Origin of the sequence: Rhodococcus sp. USK10, from assembly GCF_019378875.1 — a bacterium.
GTDB classification, from domain to species: Bacteria; Actinomycetota; Actinomycetes; order Mycobacteriales; family Mycobacteriaceae; genus Rhodococcus_F; species Rhodococcus_F pseudokoreensis.
In genome coordinates this window covers 5,973,964-5,991,273 of the sequence record NZ_CP076048.1, presented here as the reverse complement: position 1 = coordinate 5,991,273, position 17,310 = coordinate 5,973,964, and the positions used below count along the sequence as shown (strand labels likewise).

The 17,310-nt window shown below is 68.8% G+C and carries 16 protein-coding genes and 1 riboswitch; of the genes, 8 read left to right on the top strand and 8 right to left on the bottom strand.

Features of this window, described 5'->3' with window-relative positions; translation table 11 throughout:
* Positions 1-15: 15 nt before the first annotated feature.
* The gene (locus tag I1A62_RS34785; protein WP_219456809.1) at positions 16-1,029 is read right to left on the bottom strand and encodes an Lrp/AsnC family transcriptional regulator; all 1,014 of its coding nucleotides are present in this window, start codon (positions 1,027-1,029) and stop codon (positions 16-18) included.
* A gap of 141 nt (positions 1,030-1,170) precedes the next feature.
* On the opposite strand from I1A62_RS34785, the gene I1A62_RS34780 reads away from it, so the two are divergent.
* The 3 genes from I1A62_RS34780 (at position 1,171) to I1A62_RS34770 (ending at position 6,039) form a co-directional block, all read left to right on the top strand.
* On the top strand, positions 1,171-2,646 hold the full coding sequence (locus I1A62_RS34780; protein WP_219456807.1) for an MFS transporter: 1,476 nt from the start codon (positions 1,171-1,173) through the stop codon (positions 2,644-2,646).
* A 28-nt stretch (positions 2,647-2,674) separates the two neighbouring features.
* Entirely contained in the window at positions 2,675-3,940 is a 1,266-nt protein-coding gene (locus I1A62_RS34775) for an amidohydrolase (RefSeq protein ID WP_219456805.1), read from the top strand.
* A gap of 74 nt (positions 3,941-4,014) precedes the next feature.
* Complete coding sequence (locus I1A62_RS34770; RefSeq protein ID WP_219456804.1) at positions 4,015-6,039, top strand: APC family permease; 2,025 nt, start codon at positions 4,015-4,017, stop codon at positions 6,037-6,039.
* On the opposite strand, the gene I1A62_RS34765 is transcribed toward I1A62_RS34770, so the two are convergent.
* Together I1A62_RS34765 and I1A62_RS34760 are read right to left on the bottom strand one after the other, a co-directional pair.
* Positions 6,008-7,624, bottom strand: a complete 1,617-nt coding sequence (locus I1A62_RS34765) for an FAD-dependent monooxygenase (protein ID WP_219456802.1) — start codon at positions 7,622-7,624, stop codon at positions 6,008-6,010. The two genes, I1A62_RS34770 and I1A62_RS34765, sit on opposite strands and share 32 nt — an antisense overlap.
* A 102-nt stretch (positions 7,625-7,726) precedes the next feature.
* Entirely contained in the window at positions 7,727-8,491 is a 765-nt protein-coding gene (locus I1A62_RS34760; protein WP_124392634.1) for an ABC transporter permease, read from the bottom strand.
* Positions 8,492-8,621: 130 nt separating this feature from the next.
* On the opposite strand from I1A62_RS34760, the gene I1A62_RS34755 reads away from it, so the two are divergent.
* Positions 8,622-10,946, top strand: a complete 2,325-nt coding sequence (locus I1A62_RS34755; RefSeq protein WP_124392633.1) for an ATP-binding cassette domain-containing protein — start codon at positions 8,622-8,624, stop codon at positions 10,944-10,946.
* Here I1A62_RS34755 and I1A62_RS34750 read toward each other — a convergent pair.
* Positions 10,943-11,164: a hypothetical protein gene (locus tag I1A62_RS34750; protein ID WP_072943100.1), complete on the bottom strand. Its 222-nt coding sequence runs from the start codon at positions 11,162-11,164 to the stop codon at positions 10,943-10,945. The two genes, I1A62_RS34755 and I1A62_RS34750, sit on opposite strands and share 4 nt — an antisense overlap.
* Before the next feature lie 285 nt (positions 11,165-11,449).
* Between I1A62_RS34750 and I1A62_RS34745 the strand changes: the two genes are divergently transcribed.
* Positions 11,450-11,854 (top strand): C40 family peptidase, encoded by a 405-nt coding sequence (locus tag I1A62_RS34745; protein ID WP_219456800.1) that lies wholly within the window; start codon positions 11,450-11,452, stop codon positions 11,852-11,854.
* Positions 11,855-11,935: 81 nt separating this feature from the next.
* On the opposite strand, the gene I1A62_RS34740 is transcribed toward I1A62_RS34745, so the two are convergent.
* Positions 11,936-12,277 carry an Lsr2 family protein gene (locus I1A62_RS34740; RefSeq protein ID WP_219456798.1) on the bottom strand — a complete coding sequence of 114 codons (342 nt, stop codon included), beginning with the start codon at positions 12,275-12,277 and terminating at the stop codon, positions 11,936-11,938.
* A 141-nt stretch (positions 12,278-12,418) separates the two neighbouring features.
* Between I1A62_RS34740 and I1A62_RS34735 the strand changes: the two genes are divergently transcribed.
* On the top strand, positions 12,419-12,595 hold the full coding sequence (locus I1A62_RS34735) for a hypothetical protein (RefSeq protein ID WP_192581884.1): 177 nt from the start codon (positions 12,419-12,421) through the stop codon (positions 12,593-12,595).
* A 20-nt stretch (positions 12,596-12,615) separates the two neighbouring features.
* On the opposite strand, the gene I1A62_RS34730 is transcribed toward I1A62_RS34735, so the two are convergent.
* From I1A62_RS34730 to I1A62_RS34720, 3 genes are all read right to left on the bottom strand, one after another.
* A complete protein-coding gene (locus tag I1A62_RS34730) occupies positions 12,616-14,055 on the bottom strand; it encodes a CitMHS family transporter (RefSeq protein WP_374710847.1) in 1,440 nt (479 codons plus the stop codon).
* 84 nt (positions 14,056-14,139) lie between these two features.
* Complete coding sequence (locus I1A62_RS34725) at positions 14,140-15,435, bottom strand: LLM class flavin-dependent oxidoreductase (protein WP_219456797.1); 1,296 nt, start codon at positions 15,433-15,435, stop codon at positions 14,140-14,142.
* A 1-nt stretch (position 15,436) separates the two neighbouring features.
* The gene (locus I1A62_RS34720; protein ID WP_087557845.1) at positions 15,437-16,201 is read right to left on the bottom strand and encodes a 3-oxoacyl-ACP reductase; all 765 of its coding nucleotides are present in this window, start codon (positions 16,199-16,201) and stop codon (positions 15,437-15,439) included.
* A gap of 49 nt (positions 16,202-16,250) precedes the next feature.
* Positions 16,251-16,355: riboswitch (TPP riboswitch) on the bottom strand.
* A 73-nt stretch (positions 16,356-16,428) separates the two neighbouring features.
* Here I1A62_RS34720 and I1A62_RS34715 point away from each other — a divergent pair.
* Positions 16,429-16,881 carry a MarR family winged helix-turn-helix transcriptional regulator gene (locus I1A62_RS34715; RefSeq protein WP_124392628.1) on the top strand — a complete coding sequence of 151 codons (453 nt, stop codon included), beginning with the start codon at positions 16,429-16,431 and terminating at the stop codon, positions 16,879-16,881.
* A gap of 2 nt (positions 16,882-16,883) precedes the next feature.
* Entirely contained in the window at positions 16,884-17,306 is a 423-nt protein-coding gene (locus I1A62_RS34710; protein WP_072943091.1) for an organic hydroperoxide resistance protein, read from the top strand.
* Positions 17,307-17,310 lie beyond the last annotated feature (4 nt).

Genomic DNA, 17,310 nt, shown 5'->3' with positions numbered 1-17,310 from the left:
CGAACGCCGTTCTTGCTAGTCCCCCGACCACGGCACGATCTGCATGGGCAGTTCGTCCTCGTCGAACACCCGGCCCATGCGTTTGCGGACGCCGAGAACGAGGCACCGGTCGAGGATGCGGACCGCGGGCAGTTTCTGCTCGACGACGGCTTCGAGCCCTTCGACGTCGGAGAGTCCGCGCAACCACACCGACACCAGAAGATTGGCAGGCCCGGCCACCGACAACACCGTCCGCACCGCGGGCAGCCCGCTCAGGTTGGCGCCGACCCTGGCCATCTGGGCGGCGGGAACGCGGAGGAAGTACCACGCGCAGACGGGATACCCCGAGGCCCAGCGCGGCATGTCCGTGCGGAGTTCGAACGCGCCCGACGCGAGTGTCGCGCTCAGCTGTTCGCGCGCCCGCCGTGTAGAGGTCCCGAGGGCCTCCGCGACAGTCCGTGTGTTCGCACGACCGTCGCGGGACAGGATGGAGATGATGTCGCGTTCGGCGACCGGCGGACGGGCGAACATCGCCGAGAGCCGGGCGGCGTCCCGGCGCCGGGCAGCGTCGATCGCGCTCGACTCGTCTGCGTCGAGGGCACGAAGACGCCACTGCGATGCCCCGGAGATCGCGGTGATCACCGGGTGCGTGCGAACGGTGCGGACGTCGGGGATACCCGCGACGCGGGACACGACGTACCGGTTGAACGCTGTCGGGTCGGGGCAGCCGACGGTGAGGATCAGGTCGCGACCACCCGAGGCGACGTCCACGGACAAGCACTCGGTGTCCTGGGACAACTCGGTGATCACCGCGTCGATCGACCCGGCGACGCACTCGACCTCGACGATCGCGCCGCGCGCGGCATCGGACATCGGCGGCTGGGCCGTCACCCAGGCCATGCCCCGTTCGCTCAGCCCGGACCACCGTCGCGCGAGAGTCACCGGGTCGGCCCCGAGGATCGGCCCGAGTTGCGACCACGGCACCCGCGGCCACACCTGCAACGCGTGGATTAGTCGAAGTTCGTCCTCCGTGGGCGTCTTCTCCTGCATATCAGCACCTCCTCAGCGTCAATTTCTGCGCATTTACACCGCAGAAACTCACTCACCCAACACTCGGACGCATCGACTCGGTCGTTTCGCTCATATTGTCATGTCGCCTCGCGGGGCGACCTGCAACATTGGAGGTCACACATGGGAGCACTCCGATCCCCCATCCCCACCGGCGCCGGTTCCGACCGGCGTCTCGGCGCCGCGGCCGGCTTCGTCGGATTCCTCTTCGCCATGGAACTGTCGAGCGGATTCCTCCAGGCCTGGTTCAGTCCGGTCCTCTCGGCGATCGGTGAGAAGTACTCGGTCGGTCCCGCCGACCTGAACTGGGTGCAGACGAGCTATCTGCTCGCGACCGCGGTCCTCGTGCCGTTGCTCGCCAAGATGGGCGACCAGTACGGACACAAGCGAATGCTCGTCGTCGCAACGGCGATGGTCACGGTCGGCAGTGTCGTGTCGGCGCTCGCCCCGACGTACGGCATCTTCATCCTGGGCCGGGCGATCACCGGCGCACTCGCGGCGTTCCTGCCGCTCGAGTTCGCGATCGTGCGTGAGCGCGCCGGGGAGCAGTCCGGGAAAGCGATCGGTTTGCTGGTCGGCGGGCTCACGCTCGGCGCCAGCGTCGGCGTGGTCCTGTCCGGGGTACTCGCATCGTTCCTGAATCTCACTGTGCTGCTTCTCGTTCCGGCTGCGCTCATGGCGATCGCGCTCGTCGTCGTGGTGTTCTTCGTCCCCGAAACGACGGCGCGCACGTCGGGCCGCCTCGACTGGGCCGGGGCGATTCTCCTGGGGGCGGGACTGGCGTTCGCGTTGTTCGCGATCAGCACGGGCAACAGGTTCGGGTGGACGTCGGGGCCGGTGCTGGGCGGGCTCCTGCTCGGCGGCACGCTTCTTGCCCTGTGGGTGGTGCTCGAGCGGCGGGTGTCCTCGCCGCTCGTGGATTTCGCGATGCTCTCCGGCCGTGCCGGTGTCGGGCTGCCGATCCTGCTCGCGGCCCTGTTCGGTGCCCAGTTGTTCGGCAGCCAGACCCCGATCGCGCTCTTCGTCGGCACCGACCCGGCAGCGGCCGGATTCGGGCTCGGACTGTCGTCGTCGCTGATCGGGCTGGTCCTCGTGTTCGCGTCGATCGCGGCGTTCGCCGGCACGTTCGCCGGACCGCGGCTCGGTGCACGGGTCGGCGATGTCACGGCCGTCATCGTCGGCGCTGTCACCGCCGCACTGGGGTACGCCCTGCTCACGGTGCTGCACTCGGACACCGTCAGCGTCCTCGTGTGGCTCGTCGTGTCCGGTCTCGGCAACGGCATCATCATCTCCGCGCTTCCCAACGTGGTGGTGGCACGGGCGCCACGGGACTCGGTCGGCATCGCATCGGGCCTCTACAACAGTGCCCGCACCGTCGCCGGTGCCATCGCCGGCGCCAGCTTCACGGCGGTGATGTCCGGGTTCACGGCGACGCTCGACGGCGGTTCCGTGATCACGAGCGAGGCGGGGTACCAGGCGGTGTGGGTGATCTGCGGGCTGCTCTCGCTTGCCGTCGCCGGCCTCGCGGTGGTGACCCGCGGACCCGCCGCCGACCACAGTGCGCCCACCGTCACCGCCGTCGCGCCCGCCGAGGCGTGATCACCGTTCCCTCCAGAAAGGAAAGTTCATGACCGACACCGCAATTGCCGGCGACATCGACGTCTCCGGCGGCCCGAACGCAGTAGCCGAGGAGTTGAAGCGACGTGTGGAGGACACCGTCCTCGAATGGCGCGACCGCCTCGTCGCCACGAGCCACGACCTGCACGCCCATCCGGAACTCGCGTTCGAGGAACATCGTTCGGCGGCGCTCGTCGCCGACCTGCTCCGCGATGCCGATTTCGCGGTGGAAGTGGGTGTGTGGGGGCAGGACACCGCTCTCGAGGCCGTCTACGGCAACGGTGAGCTGACGGTCGTGGTGTGCGCCGAGTACGACGCCCTCCCCGGCATCGGGCACGCGTGCGGCCACAACATCATCGCGACTGCCGGAGCGGGGGCGGCGATCGCGCTGTCCCGGGTGGCGGACGAGATCGGCATCCGGGTCAAGCTTCTCGGGACGCCGGCCGAGGAGAAGGGTGCGGGCAAGGCCCACATGCTGGAGGCCGGCGCCTGGGAGGACGCGACGGTGTCGCTGATGGTTCACCCCGGTCCCGGCATCGTCGTGCCGACCGCGGGGAGCACGTCGCAGTCCCGCGACCGCTTCCGGGTCGAGTTCACCGGGCGGGCGTCGCACGCGGCAGCCGCACCGAGCATGGGGATCAACGCGGGCGACGCGGCCACGGTCATGCAGGTGGCCGTGGGACTGCTGCGGCAGCACCTGCCCGACACCGTGCGCGTCAGCGCCGTCACGCTGTCCGGTGGCGACGTCTCCAACATCATTCCGGCGACCGCGGTCGTCGAGGCCGAGGTGCGCTCCTTCGACCTCGCGGAGACCGGCGACCTGAAGAAGAAGGTGCTTGCCTGCGTGGACGGCGCCGCGACGGCCACCGGATGCAGCTACGCCGTCACCCCTGTCGACCCGATCTACGAGCCCCTCGTCCAGCACCCGTTCCTCGCCGACCGTTTCGACGCGGCACTCGGGCATCGGGGCCGGGTGATGACACCGCTGAACGGCGGCGCACTCGGCGGCGGATCGACCGACATGGGCAACGTCTCCCAGGCCCTCCCCTCGATCCACCCGCTGATCGGGGTGATGGGGTCGTCGGCCGCACCGCACACCGCGGCGTTCGCGGCCGACGCGATCTCGCCGGGCGCCGACGACGCCATCGTCGACGGGGCCTTCGCCCTGGCCGCGGCGATCGTCGACCTCGCCACCGACGACGAGGCGCGGGCCGAGGTTCTGGGGCGGCAGCGCACCCGGGCACCCGGCGCCACACGCCGGCGTGCGTACGTGTAGCCCTCCGGCGGGGTGCGGCGCGGCCTGAGAGCGAAAACCCGCGCTGCACCCCGCCGCGGTTCTACGCTGAACTGGTGGTGGCTCTCGTTCGAGCGGTCCGGCGGCTGGCTCTGGGACGCCCGCTGCGCAGTGACGATCTCGGGGAGCAGTTGCTGACCAAGCGTCTGGCGCTGCCGATCTTCGCGTCCGACCCGCTGTCGTCCGTCGCGTATGCGACGCAGGAGATCCTGCTGATCCTGTCGCTGGGCGGTCTCGCGTACTTCTATCTGACACCGTATCTGGCGGTCGGGGTGGTGGTGCTTCTCGCTGTCGTCGCCCTGTCGTACCGCCAGGTGGTGTACGCGTATCCCAGCGGGGGCGGCTCCTACGAGGTGGCCACCAAGAACCTCGGCCCGTCCGCGGGGTTGACCGTGGCGTCCGCGCTGCTCATCGATTACGTGATGACGGTGGCGGTGTCGGTGTCGGCCGGCGTCGACAATCTGATCTCGGCGGTGCCCGCCCTGAACACGCACCGGGTGGCCCTGGCCGTGGCGTTCGTGGTGCTGCTGACGGTGATGAACCTGCGCGGGATCCGCGAATCGGGAACCACGTTCGCCTTCCCGACGTACGGGTTCATCGCCGGTGTGATGATCCTGATCGTGACGGGATTCATCCGCGTCGCGGCCGGTTCGACGCCCGTCGCCGAAAGCGCCGGCTACACCATCGAACCGGAACTGTCCGGGCTGACCGGTCTGGCCCTCGTGTTCTTCGCGCTGCGCGCGTTCTCGTCCGGATGTACCGCGCTGACGGGGGTCGAGGCCATCTCCAACGGGGTGCCCGCGTTCCGTAAACCGAAGAGCGCCAACGCCGCGAAGACCCTCATGGCGATGGCGGCGACGGCCATCGTGATGTTCGCGGGAATCACGGCGCTGGCCATCGTCACCAAGGTGCACGTCGCGGTGAACCCGTGCGATCTGATCGGGTTCGCCGGAAACTGCGAGACCGACCCGCAGCGCACCGTCATCGCCCAGATCGCGGCCGCGGTGTTCGGCGGCACCACCAACTTCGGCTTCTTCTACGTGCAGGCCGCGACCGTGCTGATCCTCGTGCTCGCCGCGAATACCGCCTACAACGGCTTCCCGCTGCTCGCGTCGGTGCTCGGCCGCGACCGCTACCTTCCCGTCCAGCTCAACACTCGCGGCGACCGGTTGGCGTTCAGCAACGGCATCGTGCTCCTCGCGGTGACGGCTGGCGGACTGATCGTCCTGTTCGAGGCGTCCGTCACCCACCTCATCCAGCTCTACATCCTCGGTGTGTTCACGTCCTTCACCCTCAGCCAGGCCGGCATGGTCCGGCACTGGAACGGTGTGCTGGCAACCGAATCCGACTCCCGCGAACGGCGTCGTATCCGCGGCAGGCGGGCACTCAACGGCACCGGCGCCGTCCTCACCGGCACCGTCCTGGTCATCGTCACGATCACGAAGTTCACCGAGGGCGCCTACCTGGTGGTCATCGCGATGCCGATCCTGTTCTTCCTGATGCGCGGGGTGCGGCGGCACTACGACCGGATCGCGGCGCTCCTCGTCGTCGACGAGGACAGCTTCACCCTCCCCTCCCAGGTGCACACCATCGTGCTGGTGTCCGTGCTCAACAAACCCACCGCCCGGGCCCTCGCGTACGCCCGCGCCACCCATCCGACGACGCTCGAGGCCGTCACCGTGCAGGGCGCCGACACCGCAAAGCTGCAGCGGGAGTGGGAGAAATACGAGATTCCGGTGCCACTGAAGGTCCTCGAATCGCCCTACCGCGAAGTCACCGCACCCATCGTGGGATACGTGAAATCCGTCCGGAAACGAGTCCCCGGCGGAGTCGTCACCATCTTCATCCCCGAATACGTGGTCGGTCGCTGGTGGGAACACCTGCTGCACAACCAGAATGCACTGCGCCTCAAGGGCCGATTGCTGTTCACGTCCGGGGTGATGGTCACGAGCGTGCCGTGGCTGCTGGATTCGGCCACCCGGGCAGGGGCACCGCTCGGCAAGCCTGCGCCGGGTGACATCCGGCGCGGCCTGCCCACGACCGCCGAGATCAGCGGAAAGTCGGCTTCAGGTACTCCGTGAGGCCGTCGACGGCGACCGGACTCTGCCGGAATCCCAGATAGCCGTCCGGGCGGACGACGAACGCGGCGGTACCCTCGGCACCGTAGGCGCGCGCGAACTCGCCGTCGCGGTCCCGGATCAGCGGCAGCACCGTTTCCCCGACTTCGGCGGCGGGCGACGCGACGAGGTACGCGTCGACGCGTCCGCCGGTCGCCGCGGCCACCGACGTCGCGGCGGCCTCGAGCAGTTCCAGCCCGCGCGCGTCGACCGAGTCGTCGGCGTACAGCAGCAGCGTGTGGTTCGGTCCCGCGAGGAGTGTGAACAGCCGTAGGGGAAACGCGACGGTGGCGCGGGTCAGCCCGCGGGCGTCCGGTGCCCGGCTGCCGGGCACGAGTGCCGCGTTCGACTCCGGCCGGCCGACGATCGGACTGTCCGCGTATCTGATGAGAAGTTGCGCCTCGCGGCGGATCACGTAATCGGGGTCCGAGGATCCCGCCCCGATCCCCTCCCGGGCGCTGCGCACCGTGCGTCCCACGACTTCCTCCCCGACAGGCCGTCGTTCGGCGTCGTAGCTGTCCAGCAGGTCGGGGGCCGCGGCACCGGACACCGCCAGCGCGACCTTCCACGCCAGGTTGTGGGCGTCCTGGATGCCGGTGTTCATGCCCTGCGCACCGGTCGGCGGATGGATGTGCGCGGCGTCGCCCGCGACGAACACCCGTCCGCGCCCGTACGAGTCGACGATGCGGTGGCTGATCCGGAAGACGGACGACCAGCGAAGGTTCGACGCCCGCGTCGGCTGGGGCGACAGCCTGTCGAGCACGGCCTGGATGTGGCTCAGCTCAGGTGCCGGTCCCGCCTCGAACCCGTGCGCGATCTTGTCGGCGGCTGGCGTTCCGGTGCCTGCGAGGTCGCTGGGCACCAGCATCGACATCCGGTAGCGGCGGCGCCCGGGCAGCGGAATGCACACGAGCAGATCGTCGGTCTCGCCGTCCGTCTGATGCATCGACCGGATTCCGTAGCCGCGCGGCATCGTCCAGTCGACCTCGACGTCGCCGAGCATGTACTGCTCGACGAACGCACCGCCCTCGAAGGTGAGGCCGAGACCCTTGCGGACCACGCTGTGGGCGCCGTCGCAGCCGAAAAGGTACTGGGTTCGGACGGTTTCGTCGCCGTCCGCCCCGGTAACCGTGGCGACGACGCCGTCGTCGTCCTGTTCGAACGCCGTCAGCCTGGTTCCGCGTTCGATCGTGGTGCCGAACGTGGCCAGGTGCTCGGTGAGGATGCGTTCGGTCTCGTACTGGGGCAGCCCGATGAATGCGAACGGGATGTCCGCCGGGAGCGACAGGTTCAGCCGGGCGACCTCGTCGCCGTTGACGTACACGATCTGCCCGAGCATCTCGATCGACGCGTCCAGGATGTTCCGCAGCACACCCATGCTCTCGAACACCTCGAGGGTGCGCGGCTGGATTCCCACCGCCTTCGCGTACTGCGGGGGCTCGAGCAGCGGATCGATGATGCGGCAGGCGACGCCGCGCCTGCGCAGTTCGATCGCCGCCGTCAGACCGACGGGACCCGCTCCGACCACCAATACCTCGGGATGCACCACACGACACCACCTCGTCAGCAGGGACCGACCACCGCCCAGTATGCGGGACCGGCCACGGGATCGACCGGCGTTCGGGCCAGACAGAGGCAGTAGCCGGAGATTTCAGGTGGGCACTGCGTGCGCTCGCGGCCGGCGGACGGCCTCCCTGGCCACCAGTTCGATCGTCACGGCCACCGCGCAGGTCTGCGCGAGCAGCAGCCCCACCAGTACGAGGATCTGGACGGCGCCGGCCTGAACGGCGGACCCGCTCGCGAGCAGCACCCCGACGAACGCCCCCGGCAGGGTGACCAGCCCGACGGTCCGGGTCTGGTCGAGCCCCGGAAGCAACGCGTCCGAGGCGGCGGACCGGACCACTTCCAGGCGGGCGTCGCGGACGCTGAGTCCGAGACTGAGCCCCGCCTCCACCTCACCCCACCGCTGTTCGACGGCGTCGAGCCCGCGCCGCGCCGCGAGGGAAGTGGCTGTCATCGCGCCGCCGAGCACGATCCCTCCGACGGGAACGAGCGCGACACCTTCGAGCGGAACCACCCCGCTCACCAGCATCAACGGCAGAACGGTGCCCACTCCCGCCGCGAGCGACAGCGCCAGCCACAACGCGGACCGCCCGGCCTTCGCGCGCCGGGCGGACGTTCCCACCGCCGCCGCGAACATGACGACCAGCACGAGGACCGAGGACCACAGCTGGGCGAGAGCGGCGGCCAGGATCAGGGACACCGCGGCGAGCTGGGCGGCGCCCCGGATCGCCGCGGCGGGCACGACCAGTGGACTACCGAGTCGGGTGAAGCGGTAGACCACGGCCGCGCACACGACCATCACCGTGCACAGCACGGCCAGTCCGACACCGGGATTCGCCAGGGACGTACTCACACGGCCCAGTGTTCCTCACTCGCGGCCCCGGTTCGGGAGTACCCGTTCTGCCCACGCGGCCGGGGGAGTGCGTGCGACCATGGAGGAGTCGACGCTCTACGCCCGATGACGCTGACCGGAGGCCGTGGCGATGGACGACCGGGCGAACACAGCTCACCCGCGGGTCGTGGTCGAGACCCAACACGGCCGCACGAGCCACAGCGCGGGCAAAACCGTACGCATCGGCCGGGATCCGCAGCTGGAGGTCACGATCGTCGACCCCGTGGTGTCGCGCGAACATGCGCAGCTCACCTGGGACGACGGCTGGCAGCTCGTCGACTCCGGCAGCAAGAACGGGATCTACGTCGACGGTGAGCGCCGCGAGAACGTCCCCGTCACGAGTCCCGTCCGCGTCCGCCTGGGTGATGCGACCGAGGGTCCGGTCGTGCGGCTCTCGGTCGAGGATCCGGACGCGACGCGACAGGACGTGGGCGCCCGGTGGGACGAGTCCACGATCAGCGTCGGGACACCCAGCGCCCCGACTGCGACACCGCACGAGGAGACTCCGGCGGGATCGCTCACGGTGGGGCGCTCGCCCGACAACGACATCGTCGTCAAGGACGTGCTGGCCTCACGCCATCACGCCATCGTCCACCACGTGCCGTCCGGCCTCGAGATCGACGACCTGGGGAGCGTCAACGGAACGTTCGTCGGCGGCGCCCGGGTGTCGCGCGCGCAGTTGACCGACGGCGACGTCGTCACGATCGGCAACACCGATTTCGGCGTGCGGGACGGGCGACTCGTTCCCCGGCGGGTGGTGGCTCCGACCGCGGGCGGTCTGCGCGTGGACGGCGTCGGACTCACCATCGAAGGCGGGCGGCGCCTGCTCGAGGACGTCACGTTCACCGCCCAGCCGGGCAGCCTCACCGCGGTGATCGGCCCGTCCGGCGCGGGCAAGACCACGGTGGCCACCATCATCTCCGGCTCGGAACGACCCACCGAGGGCGTGGTCGAGTTCGAGGGACGCAGCGTGCACGCCGAATACCAGGTGCTGCGCTCCCGCATCGGGATGGTCCCCCAGGACGACGTCGTGCACCGCCAGTTGACCATCCGGCAGGCGCTCGGCTACGCGGCGGAGCTGAGACTGCCGCCGGACACCAGCCGGGAGGACCGGGAGGAGGTGATCGCGACGGTTCTCGACGAACTGCAACTGTCCGAACACGCCGACACGAGGGTCGACCGGCTGTCCGGCGGACAACGCAAACGCGCGTCCGTCGCGATGGAGTTGCTCACCGGCCCGTCCCTGCTGATCCTCGACGAACCGACGTCGGGCCTCGACCCCGCGCTCGACCGGCAGATCATGGCGACGTTGCGCCGGCTCGCCGATTCGGGCCGCGTCGTCGTGATCGTCACCCATTCGCTGTCGTATCTCGAGATGTGCGATCAGGTGCTGCTCCTCGCACCCGGCGGCAAGACGGCGTACGTGGGTCCGCCGGACCGGGTCGGGGCCGCACTCGGCAGCACCGACTGGGCCGACATCTTCGCCCGGGTCGCGGCCGACCCCGACGGGGTGTTCGCCGCCTACCGCGCCACCCGCCCGTCCGTGGAGGTGCCTGCCCCGAGCCCGCCGGGACCTCTCGGCAGTCCGGCTCACACCTCGCGGCGCAAGCAGTTGAGTACCGTCGCCCGCCGCCAGGTGCGGCTGATCCGCGCCGACCGGGGGTACCTGATCTTCCTGTCCCTGCTGCCGTTCGTGCTCGGCGGGCTGGCCGTGCTCGTGCCCGGCGACACCGGGTTCGGCCCGTCCGGCCTCGACGAGTCCGGCGAACTCACCCAGATCCTGGTCGTGCTGATCCTCGGCGCCGCCTTCATGGGATGCTCACTGACCATCCGCGACCTGGTAGGCGAGCGCATGATCTATCACCGCGAACGTGCCGCCGGGCTGCTCCCGTCCGCCTACCTGACGGCGAAGATCGTCGTGTTCTGCGCCGCCGCGATCGTGCAGTCGGTGATCATGGTGGCGATCGTGTTCGTGGGCAAGGGATTTCCGGGCCGGGGCAGCCTGATTCCCTCCGGCTCCGTCGAACTGATCGTGGACATCGCCGTCACCACCTGTTCCTGCGTCCTCGTCGGTTTGGCGTTGTCCTCGGTGGCGCGCTCCAACGAGCAGGTGATGCCGATGCTGGTGGTCACGATCATGGTGCAGCTGGTGATGTGCGGAGGATTGATCACCATCACCGGACGCAAGGTCCTCGAACAGCTGTCGTGGCTCTTCCCGTCCCGCTGGGGGTTCGCCGCCGCCGCCTCGACGGTGGACCTGCGTACCAACGCCACCGGCACCGAGCCCGACACACTGTGGCAGCACGCCGCGTCGTGGTGGCTGCTCAGCATCGCCATGCTGGTGCTCATCAGCTGTGTGCTGGCGGTCGTCACGTACGCCCGGCTCCGGCTGCGCCGTTCCCGCCGTGCCGGCTAGCTCAGTTCGACGACTGTCCCCAGGTCGTGCACGTGCTCCCGGTCCGAATGTTCGGGGTCCGGCGTGATGTCGCCGCGCGCTGTGTGAGCCATCGTTCTCGCCTCGCCCGCGACGAAGGCGACCGGTACGGCCACGGCAACGGACAGGAGGGCGGCTCCAGCGTCGAACGCCAGCCGCGCGACGCCGAGGGCACAGTTCGCGGTTTGTCGGATCGTCATCGTCCGCCTTCCTCCATCCCAGCCCACAGGACGCAGCGGACCACTCCTCTTTGCATAAGCATTACCTGTTCGACATTAATTGGGGGCATGCACTACTCGCGAGTACCAAACCGACCAGATCGCATAATTTTGGCGCCGGACCTCGAACCCGGCGACAAATGAACGGAAGACAGGCACATATCCGGGTAATTCGGCCGGTGCGTCCGGCCCGTGTCGGGGCCACCCTGTAATCAGAGCGCGCCCCGCAGACGCGACACACACCGAGCGCACTGGAGTACCGACGGCATGAACCCCCACACCGGAAACAACGGACTTCATCTGGTTCAGACGTTTCGCGCCGATCCGGTACGGCCGGGACGCCACGCCCTGCGCGCCGCCACCACCAGAATCGGCATCGCCTGCACCCGCGGCGCCGGCGACCACAGCGCGTTCGACAGCTCCGGTCTCGTCCAGTGGGCGTACAAACAGGCAGGCGTATCGGTTCCGCGCACCACCTACGAGCAACTCCTGCACGGAACCGCCGTCGATCGGGACGACCTGCAGCCCGGTGACGTCGTCCTCTTCTACGGGGGCGGCCACGCCGGGATCTATGCGGGCAACGACACCGTCGTCCACGCCCCGGCTCCGGGTCGGCCGGTCACGCGAGTAGCCTTGAACTCCATGTCATTTCACGCAGCGCGGCGATACTGACGGCTGCGTCCGAGACCGTCCCCAGCCAACCCGGTCGGGGGTGGCTGGGGGCGTTGTTCGACCACCCGCGACGACGCGATCTCAGTGCGCCGCGTTGTACGCTTCCTCGATCTGGGCGGGAATGCGGCCGCGCGCGGACAACTCATAGCCCTGCGCCGTCGCCCATTCCCGGATCTCCTTCGCCTGCCCACGGCCCTGCGACGGATCCACCGCAGTGGTCGACCGGCGCTTCCTGCCCCCGACCCGAGTTGCATGCTCGATGTAGAACTCGAGAGTCTTGTGGAATTCCCTGGCGTTCTTGAGCTTCAGATCGATCTCGTAGTCGACGCCGTCGACTGAGAACGGAATGGTCTCCCCCTTACCGTCCTTGATCGGAGTTCCGTCGATGTCGTCGATGCGTTCGACAACAACTTTGCGCGCCACAGTTCCACTCCTTCATCGTCGATAACCCGGGGAACACTACGTCGAAGTATTGTTCACCTGCCAATCCCCGACGGGGCTTTTCGCACTGTGGACCTGCGAGCGTCTGATTGGCACACCCCGATGCCGGGGTATTCGTCGGACATGACACCGAAGGACGATTCCGGACCGAAGACCACGACCACCGACAGCGGCGCCCCCGGCGCGGACAAGGACGTGGTGTCCGATCCGGCCGAGGACGACAAGGGTTCCGGCGCCGACTGGAGCGGCGAAGGCGGCGCAACCCCCGAGGGGCCCGCCACCGACACCGACTCCGGCTAGGTCACCGGAGAACGACTAGGTCACCAGGGGATCTGCCCGAGGACCACGCCGACCACCAGCATCGACAGCGACACCAGCGCCGCGCGCCACAGCACCTTCTTGTGGTGGTCCGCCAGCGGGACACCCGCCAGGGTGACGAGCAGCAGGATGGCCGGGACGAGGGGGCTCTGCATGTGGAACGTCTGGCCGGTGATGGAGGCGCGGGCCATCTCGACCGGTTCGATGCCGTAGGTGGCCGCCGTCTCGGCGAGCACCGGCATGACGCCGAAGTAGAAGGCGTCGTTGCTCATGAAGAACGTGAACGGCAGGCTCAGGATGCCGGTGATGACGGCCAGGTGCGGTCCGAGCGCGGCGGGGATGATCTCGAGCAGCCACTGCGCCATCGCCTCGACCATGCCGGTGCCCTGGAACACGCCGGTGAGCACGGCCGCGGCGAACACCATCGCGACGACGGAGACGATGCTCGACGAGTGCCGGGTGATCGCTTCCTGCTGTTCCTTGACCCGCGGGAAGTTCACCGTCAGCGCGATCGCCGCGGCCACCATGAACAGCACCGGAATCGGCAGCACGTCCATCACGAGCACGACGAGCAGCGTCACGGTCACGAGCATGTTGAACCACAACAGCTTCGGTCGCAGCGTGGGCCGCTGGGGGTCGAGGCCGTCGACGAAGCCCTGGCCGTCGTCCGAACCGGCGTCGCCGGAACCGCCACCCGTCCGGGGTGCGTCACCGTTGCCCCCGGTGCCCGAGCCGGAGCGGCGGAGGCTGGAGCCCGCGGCGACGAGGAGACGCTCGTCGGTGAGTTCGAGTGTGCCGATGCGGCGGCGTTCGCTGTAGCCGAGCTGCACGGCGAACAGCAGCACGACGACGAGTCCGACCACGAGCGACGGGATCATCGGGACGAACACGTCCGATGGCGAGATGCCCAGCGCCGAGGCGGCCCGGACCGTCGGTCCACCCCACGGGACGATGTTCATCGCGCCGTTCGCCAGGCCGGCGACCACCGTGAGAACGACGGGGCTGACCTTCAGCTTCATGTACAGCGGCAACAGGGCGGACGTCACGATGATGAACGTCGTGGATCCGTCACCGTCCAGCGACACCACCATCGCGAGCACCGCTGTACCGACGACGAGCCGCATGGGGTCGTTGCGGACGAGCCGGAGGATGAGTTTCACCAGCGGGTCGAACAGGCCGACGTCGATCATGATCCCGAAGAAGATGATCGCGAAGAACAGCAACGCGGCCGTCGGGGCCAGCGATTTGATCCCATCGGTGATCATGTCGCCGATGCCGAGACCCGCCCCGGCCGCGATGCCGAATGCGACCGGGACGGCGATCAGCCCGACCACGGGAGTGGCCCGTTTGGACATGATCAAGAACATGAACACGGCCACCATCAGAAAGCCGAGCGCTACCAGCATTGCCACTCCTCGTCCGAGCTTGCACCGCGATGTGATCGCGATAACAGCCAGTGTCGGGGGGAGGGACGCTCACAGTCACTGTTGCGTACTTAGAGAAGGTTGTGTTCTTTGTGGTGGCAACTACCGGCGACCCCGGAGATGGTCGCGCAGGGTCGCCGTCTCGTACTCCGCGCGGAACAGCCCGCGCTTCTGCAGGACGGGAATCACCTCGTCGACGAAGTCGGCGAGACCGTTCGGATAGAGCGGGGGCATCAGGTTGAAGCCGTCGGCACCGCCGCTGCGGAACCACACCTCGATCTCGTCGGCGATCGATTCCGGGGTGCCGATCATGGTGCAGTGCCCGCCACCAGCCGCCAGCGTGCCCAGCAGCGACCGCACGGTGGGACGGTCCTTGTCGATGATCCGCAGAATCGTGTCGTACCGGCCCTGCGGTCCGGTGAACTCCGACAGCGGCGGCAGCGCGGGAATGGGTGCGTCCAGTTCCCATGTGCTGCAGTCCTGCTGGACGAACATCGACAACTGCGCCAGCGACTGTTCGACGGGCAGGAGCGCGTCGAGTTCCGCCTTCTTCCGGCGCGCCTCCTCGGTGGTGGAGCCCACGTAGGTGACGAGACCGGGCATCACGGTCACGGCGTCGGCGTCGCGGCCCGCGGCGCGGATGCGCCGCTTCACGTCGCCGTAGTAGCTCTGCGCGGCCGTGAGGTCGTAGGCGACGGCGTAGATGCCCTCGGCGCACCGGGCCGCCAGGTCGCGGCCCTGATCCGACGCGCCCGCCTGGAACAGCACCGGACGCCCCTGCGGCGAGTGCGGCACGGTCAGCGGACCGTCCACGAGGAAATGCTTGCCCCGATGCCTGACCGGGTTCACCTTGGCCGGATCGGCGAAGAGGCCCTCCCGGTCGAGGACGAGCGCGTCGGGCTCCCACGAATCCCACAGCGCGAGTGCCACCTCGACGAACTCCGCGGCCCGCGAGTAGCGGTCGTCGTGCGGCGGCATCTCCTCGAGACCGTGATTGCGGGCCTCGGCGTCGAACATCGACGTCACCACATTCCAGCCGGCGCGGCCGCCGCTGATGTGATCGAGCGACGCCAGCATCCGCGCGGCGTGGAACGGGGTGTAGAACGTGGTGGACACGGTCGTCACGAGACCGACCCGCTCGGTCGCCCGCGCCATCGCGGACAGTGCGGTGAGCGGTTCGAGGAACCACATGCCCCCGGACGCGGGGTCGCGCACCGAATGCCCGTCGGCGAAGAACACCGCGTCGAGGCAACCCCGCTCCGCCGTCTGCGCCAGTTCCTCGTAGTAGGCGATGTCGCTGAGCCGCTCCACCTGCGAGGAGGGGTGCCGCCACGCGGCGCCGTGGTGCCCGCAGCCGAACAGGAACGCGTTGAAGTGCAGTTGCCTGGCGTCGCTCATGTCAGTCCTTGACCAGTCCGCCGTCGACGACGAGGTTCTGGCCGGTCACCGAGCGCGACCACGGGGACGCGAAGAACAGGACCGCGTCGGCGAACTCGTCGGGGGTGGTGACCCGCTGCAGCGGAGTGCTCGCCGCGATGAGGTCGAACACCTCGTCGGGGGTGGCGGCGCTCGCGTCGGTGGTGCGCAGCAGCCCGCCCGAGACCATGTTGACGGTGATGCCGTCGGGCCCGAGGTCGGCGGCGAGGGTGCGGGTCAGCGACAGCGCGGCGGCCTTGGCGGCGGTGTAGTCGTGGTACGGGACGACGGGGTTCTGGAACAGGTTGGTTCCGATGTTCACGATGCGGCCGAACCCGAGCGCGCGCATGCCCGGCAGCGCGGCCTGCGTGGTGTTCAGGGTCGCCTGCACGCTGCCGCGCAACTGTGAGTCGAAGGCCTCCCACGTGATGACGTCCGCCTTGTCGCGTGCGTCGCCGTTGAAGGAGAAGTCGGCGAGGGCGTTGTTGATCACGGTGGTCACCGGCGATCCGAAGTGCGCTTCCGCGGCGGCGAACAGTGCTGCCACCTGCGCGGCGTCGGTGACGTCTGCCTGAAGCGCGACCGCGCGGTCCGCACCCAGGGATGCTGCGAGTTCCTCCGCCGCATCCCGGCTGTTGCGGTAGTTCACGACCACCCGCGCGTGCTGCGCCGCGAACGAGCGCACGATGGCGGAACCGAGGCCCCGGCCACCGCCGGTCACCAGGACGATCTGCTTGTCGAGCTGCATTGCTGTCACCTTCCAATCGGTCGGCGACGAGACATCGGATGAGCGCATACGGCCGTCTCCGCGACATCCCTTCGCCGGCATTACCCAGTTCAGGTTCGACGGGTGTCTTCTCAGCCGCCCGGATCCTCGCCGGGCAGCACCCCGTGTCACTGGCCAACAGTGTAAGGGCATTCACCGTTTTCGATTTCTTGGTTGTGCACAACCTAGTTGTGTGCAACTATTCAGAGGTGACCGACAACCTCGCCCTCGACCGCCAGGTGTGCTTCGCGCTGTACTCGGCCTCCCGGGCGATGACCGCGAGATACCGGTCGATGCTCGACGCACTGGGCGTGACCTACCCGCAGTACCTCGTGCTATTGGTGCTCTGGGAACAGGACGGTCGCGGGGTGCGAGAGATCTGCGACGCCCTCGACCTCGACACCGGCACGCTGTCGCCACTACTCAAGCGCCTCGACATACTGGGCCTGGTCGAACGCAGGCGCTCGTCGGCCGACGAACGCCGGGTCGGGATCCACCTCACCGAGAAGGGCGCGGGACTCCGCACCGCCGCGGAGGGCATCCCCACCGAACTCGCCCGGTCGACGGGAATGGGCGTCGACGAACTCGTCGCCCTGCGGGACACCCTGTCGCGCCTCACCGAATCGCTCCACAGTTTCGAAACCCCAACAGGAGAGAAGTAACCATGAAGATCGTCTACACCGCCGAAGCCCTCGCAACCGGGGAAGGCCGCAACGGCCACGCCCGCACGTCCGACGGCCGGCTCGACCTGAACCTCGCCATCCCCACCGAGATGGGCGGGTCCGGCGACGGCACCAACCCCGAGCAGCTGTTCGCCGCCGGATACGCGGCGTGCTTCCACTCCGCACTCCAGCTCGTCGGGCGCCAGGCCGGGGCCAACATTGCCGACTCGGCCGTCGGCGCCCGCGTCGGGATCGGCTCCACGGACGGCGGCGGATTCGGCCTCGCCGTCACCCTCGAGGTGTCCCTCCCCCACCTGCCGCGCGCGGAGGCGCTCGAACTGACGGAGAAGGCACATCAGGTGTGCCCCTACTCCAACGCCACCCGCGGCAACGTCGACGTCACCCTCGAGGTCACCGAAGACTGAGACA

What these genes read in the sequence shown, in the direction of transcription:
- I1A62_RS34785 (WP_219456809.1), bottom strand. Translation starts at nt 1,029, where the DNA reads ATGCAGGAGAAGACGCCCACGGAGGACGAACTTCGACTAATCCACGCG.
- I1A62_RS34780 (WP_219456807.1), top strand. Translation starts at nt 1,171, where the DNA reads ATGGGAGCACTCCGATCCCCCATCCCCACCGGCGCCGGTTCCGACCGG.
- I1A62_RS34775 (WP_219456805.1), top strand. Translation starts at nt 2,675, where the DNA reads ATGACCGACACCGCAATTGCCGGCGACATCGACGTCTCCGGCGGCCCG.
- I1A62_RS34755 (WP_124392633.1), top strand. Translation starts at nt 8,622, where the DNA reads ATGGACGACCGGGCGAACACAGCTCACCCGCGGGTCGTGGTCGAGACC.
- I1A62_RS34750 (WP_072943100.1), bottom strand. Translation starts at nt 11,164, where the DNA reads ATGACGATCCGACAAACCGCGAACTGTGCCCTCGGCGTCGCGCGGCTG.
- I1A62_RS34745 (WP_219456800.1), top strand. Translation starts at nt 11,450, where the DNA reads ATGAACCCCCACACCGGAAACAACGGACTTCATCTGGTTCAGACGTTT.
- I1A62_RS34735 (WP_192581884.1), top strand. Translation starts at nt 12,419, where the DNA reads ATGACACCGAAGGACGATTCCGGACCGAAGACCACGACCACCGACAGC.
- I1A62_RS34725 (WP_219456797.1), bottom strand. Translation starts at nt 15,435, where the DNA reads ATGAGCGACGCCAGGCAACTGCACTTCAACGCGTTCCTGTTCGGCTGC.
- I1A62_RS34720 (WP_087557845.1), bottom strand. Translation starts at nt 16,201, where the DNA reads ATGCAGCTCGACAAGCAGATCGTCCTGGTGACCGGCGGTGGCCGGGGC.
- I1A62_RS34710 (WP_072943091.1), top strand. Translation starts at nt 16,884, where the DNA reads ATGAAGATCGTCTACACCGCCGAAGCCCTCGCAACCGGGGAAGGCCGC.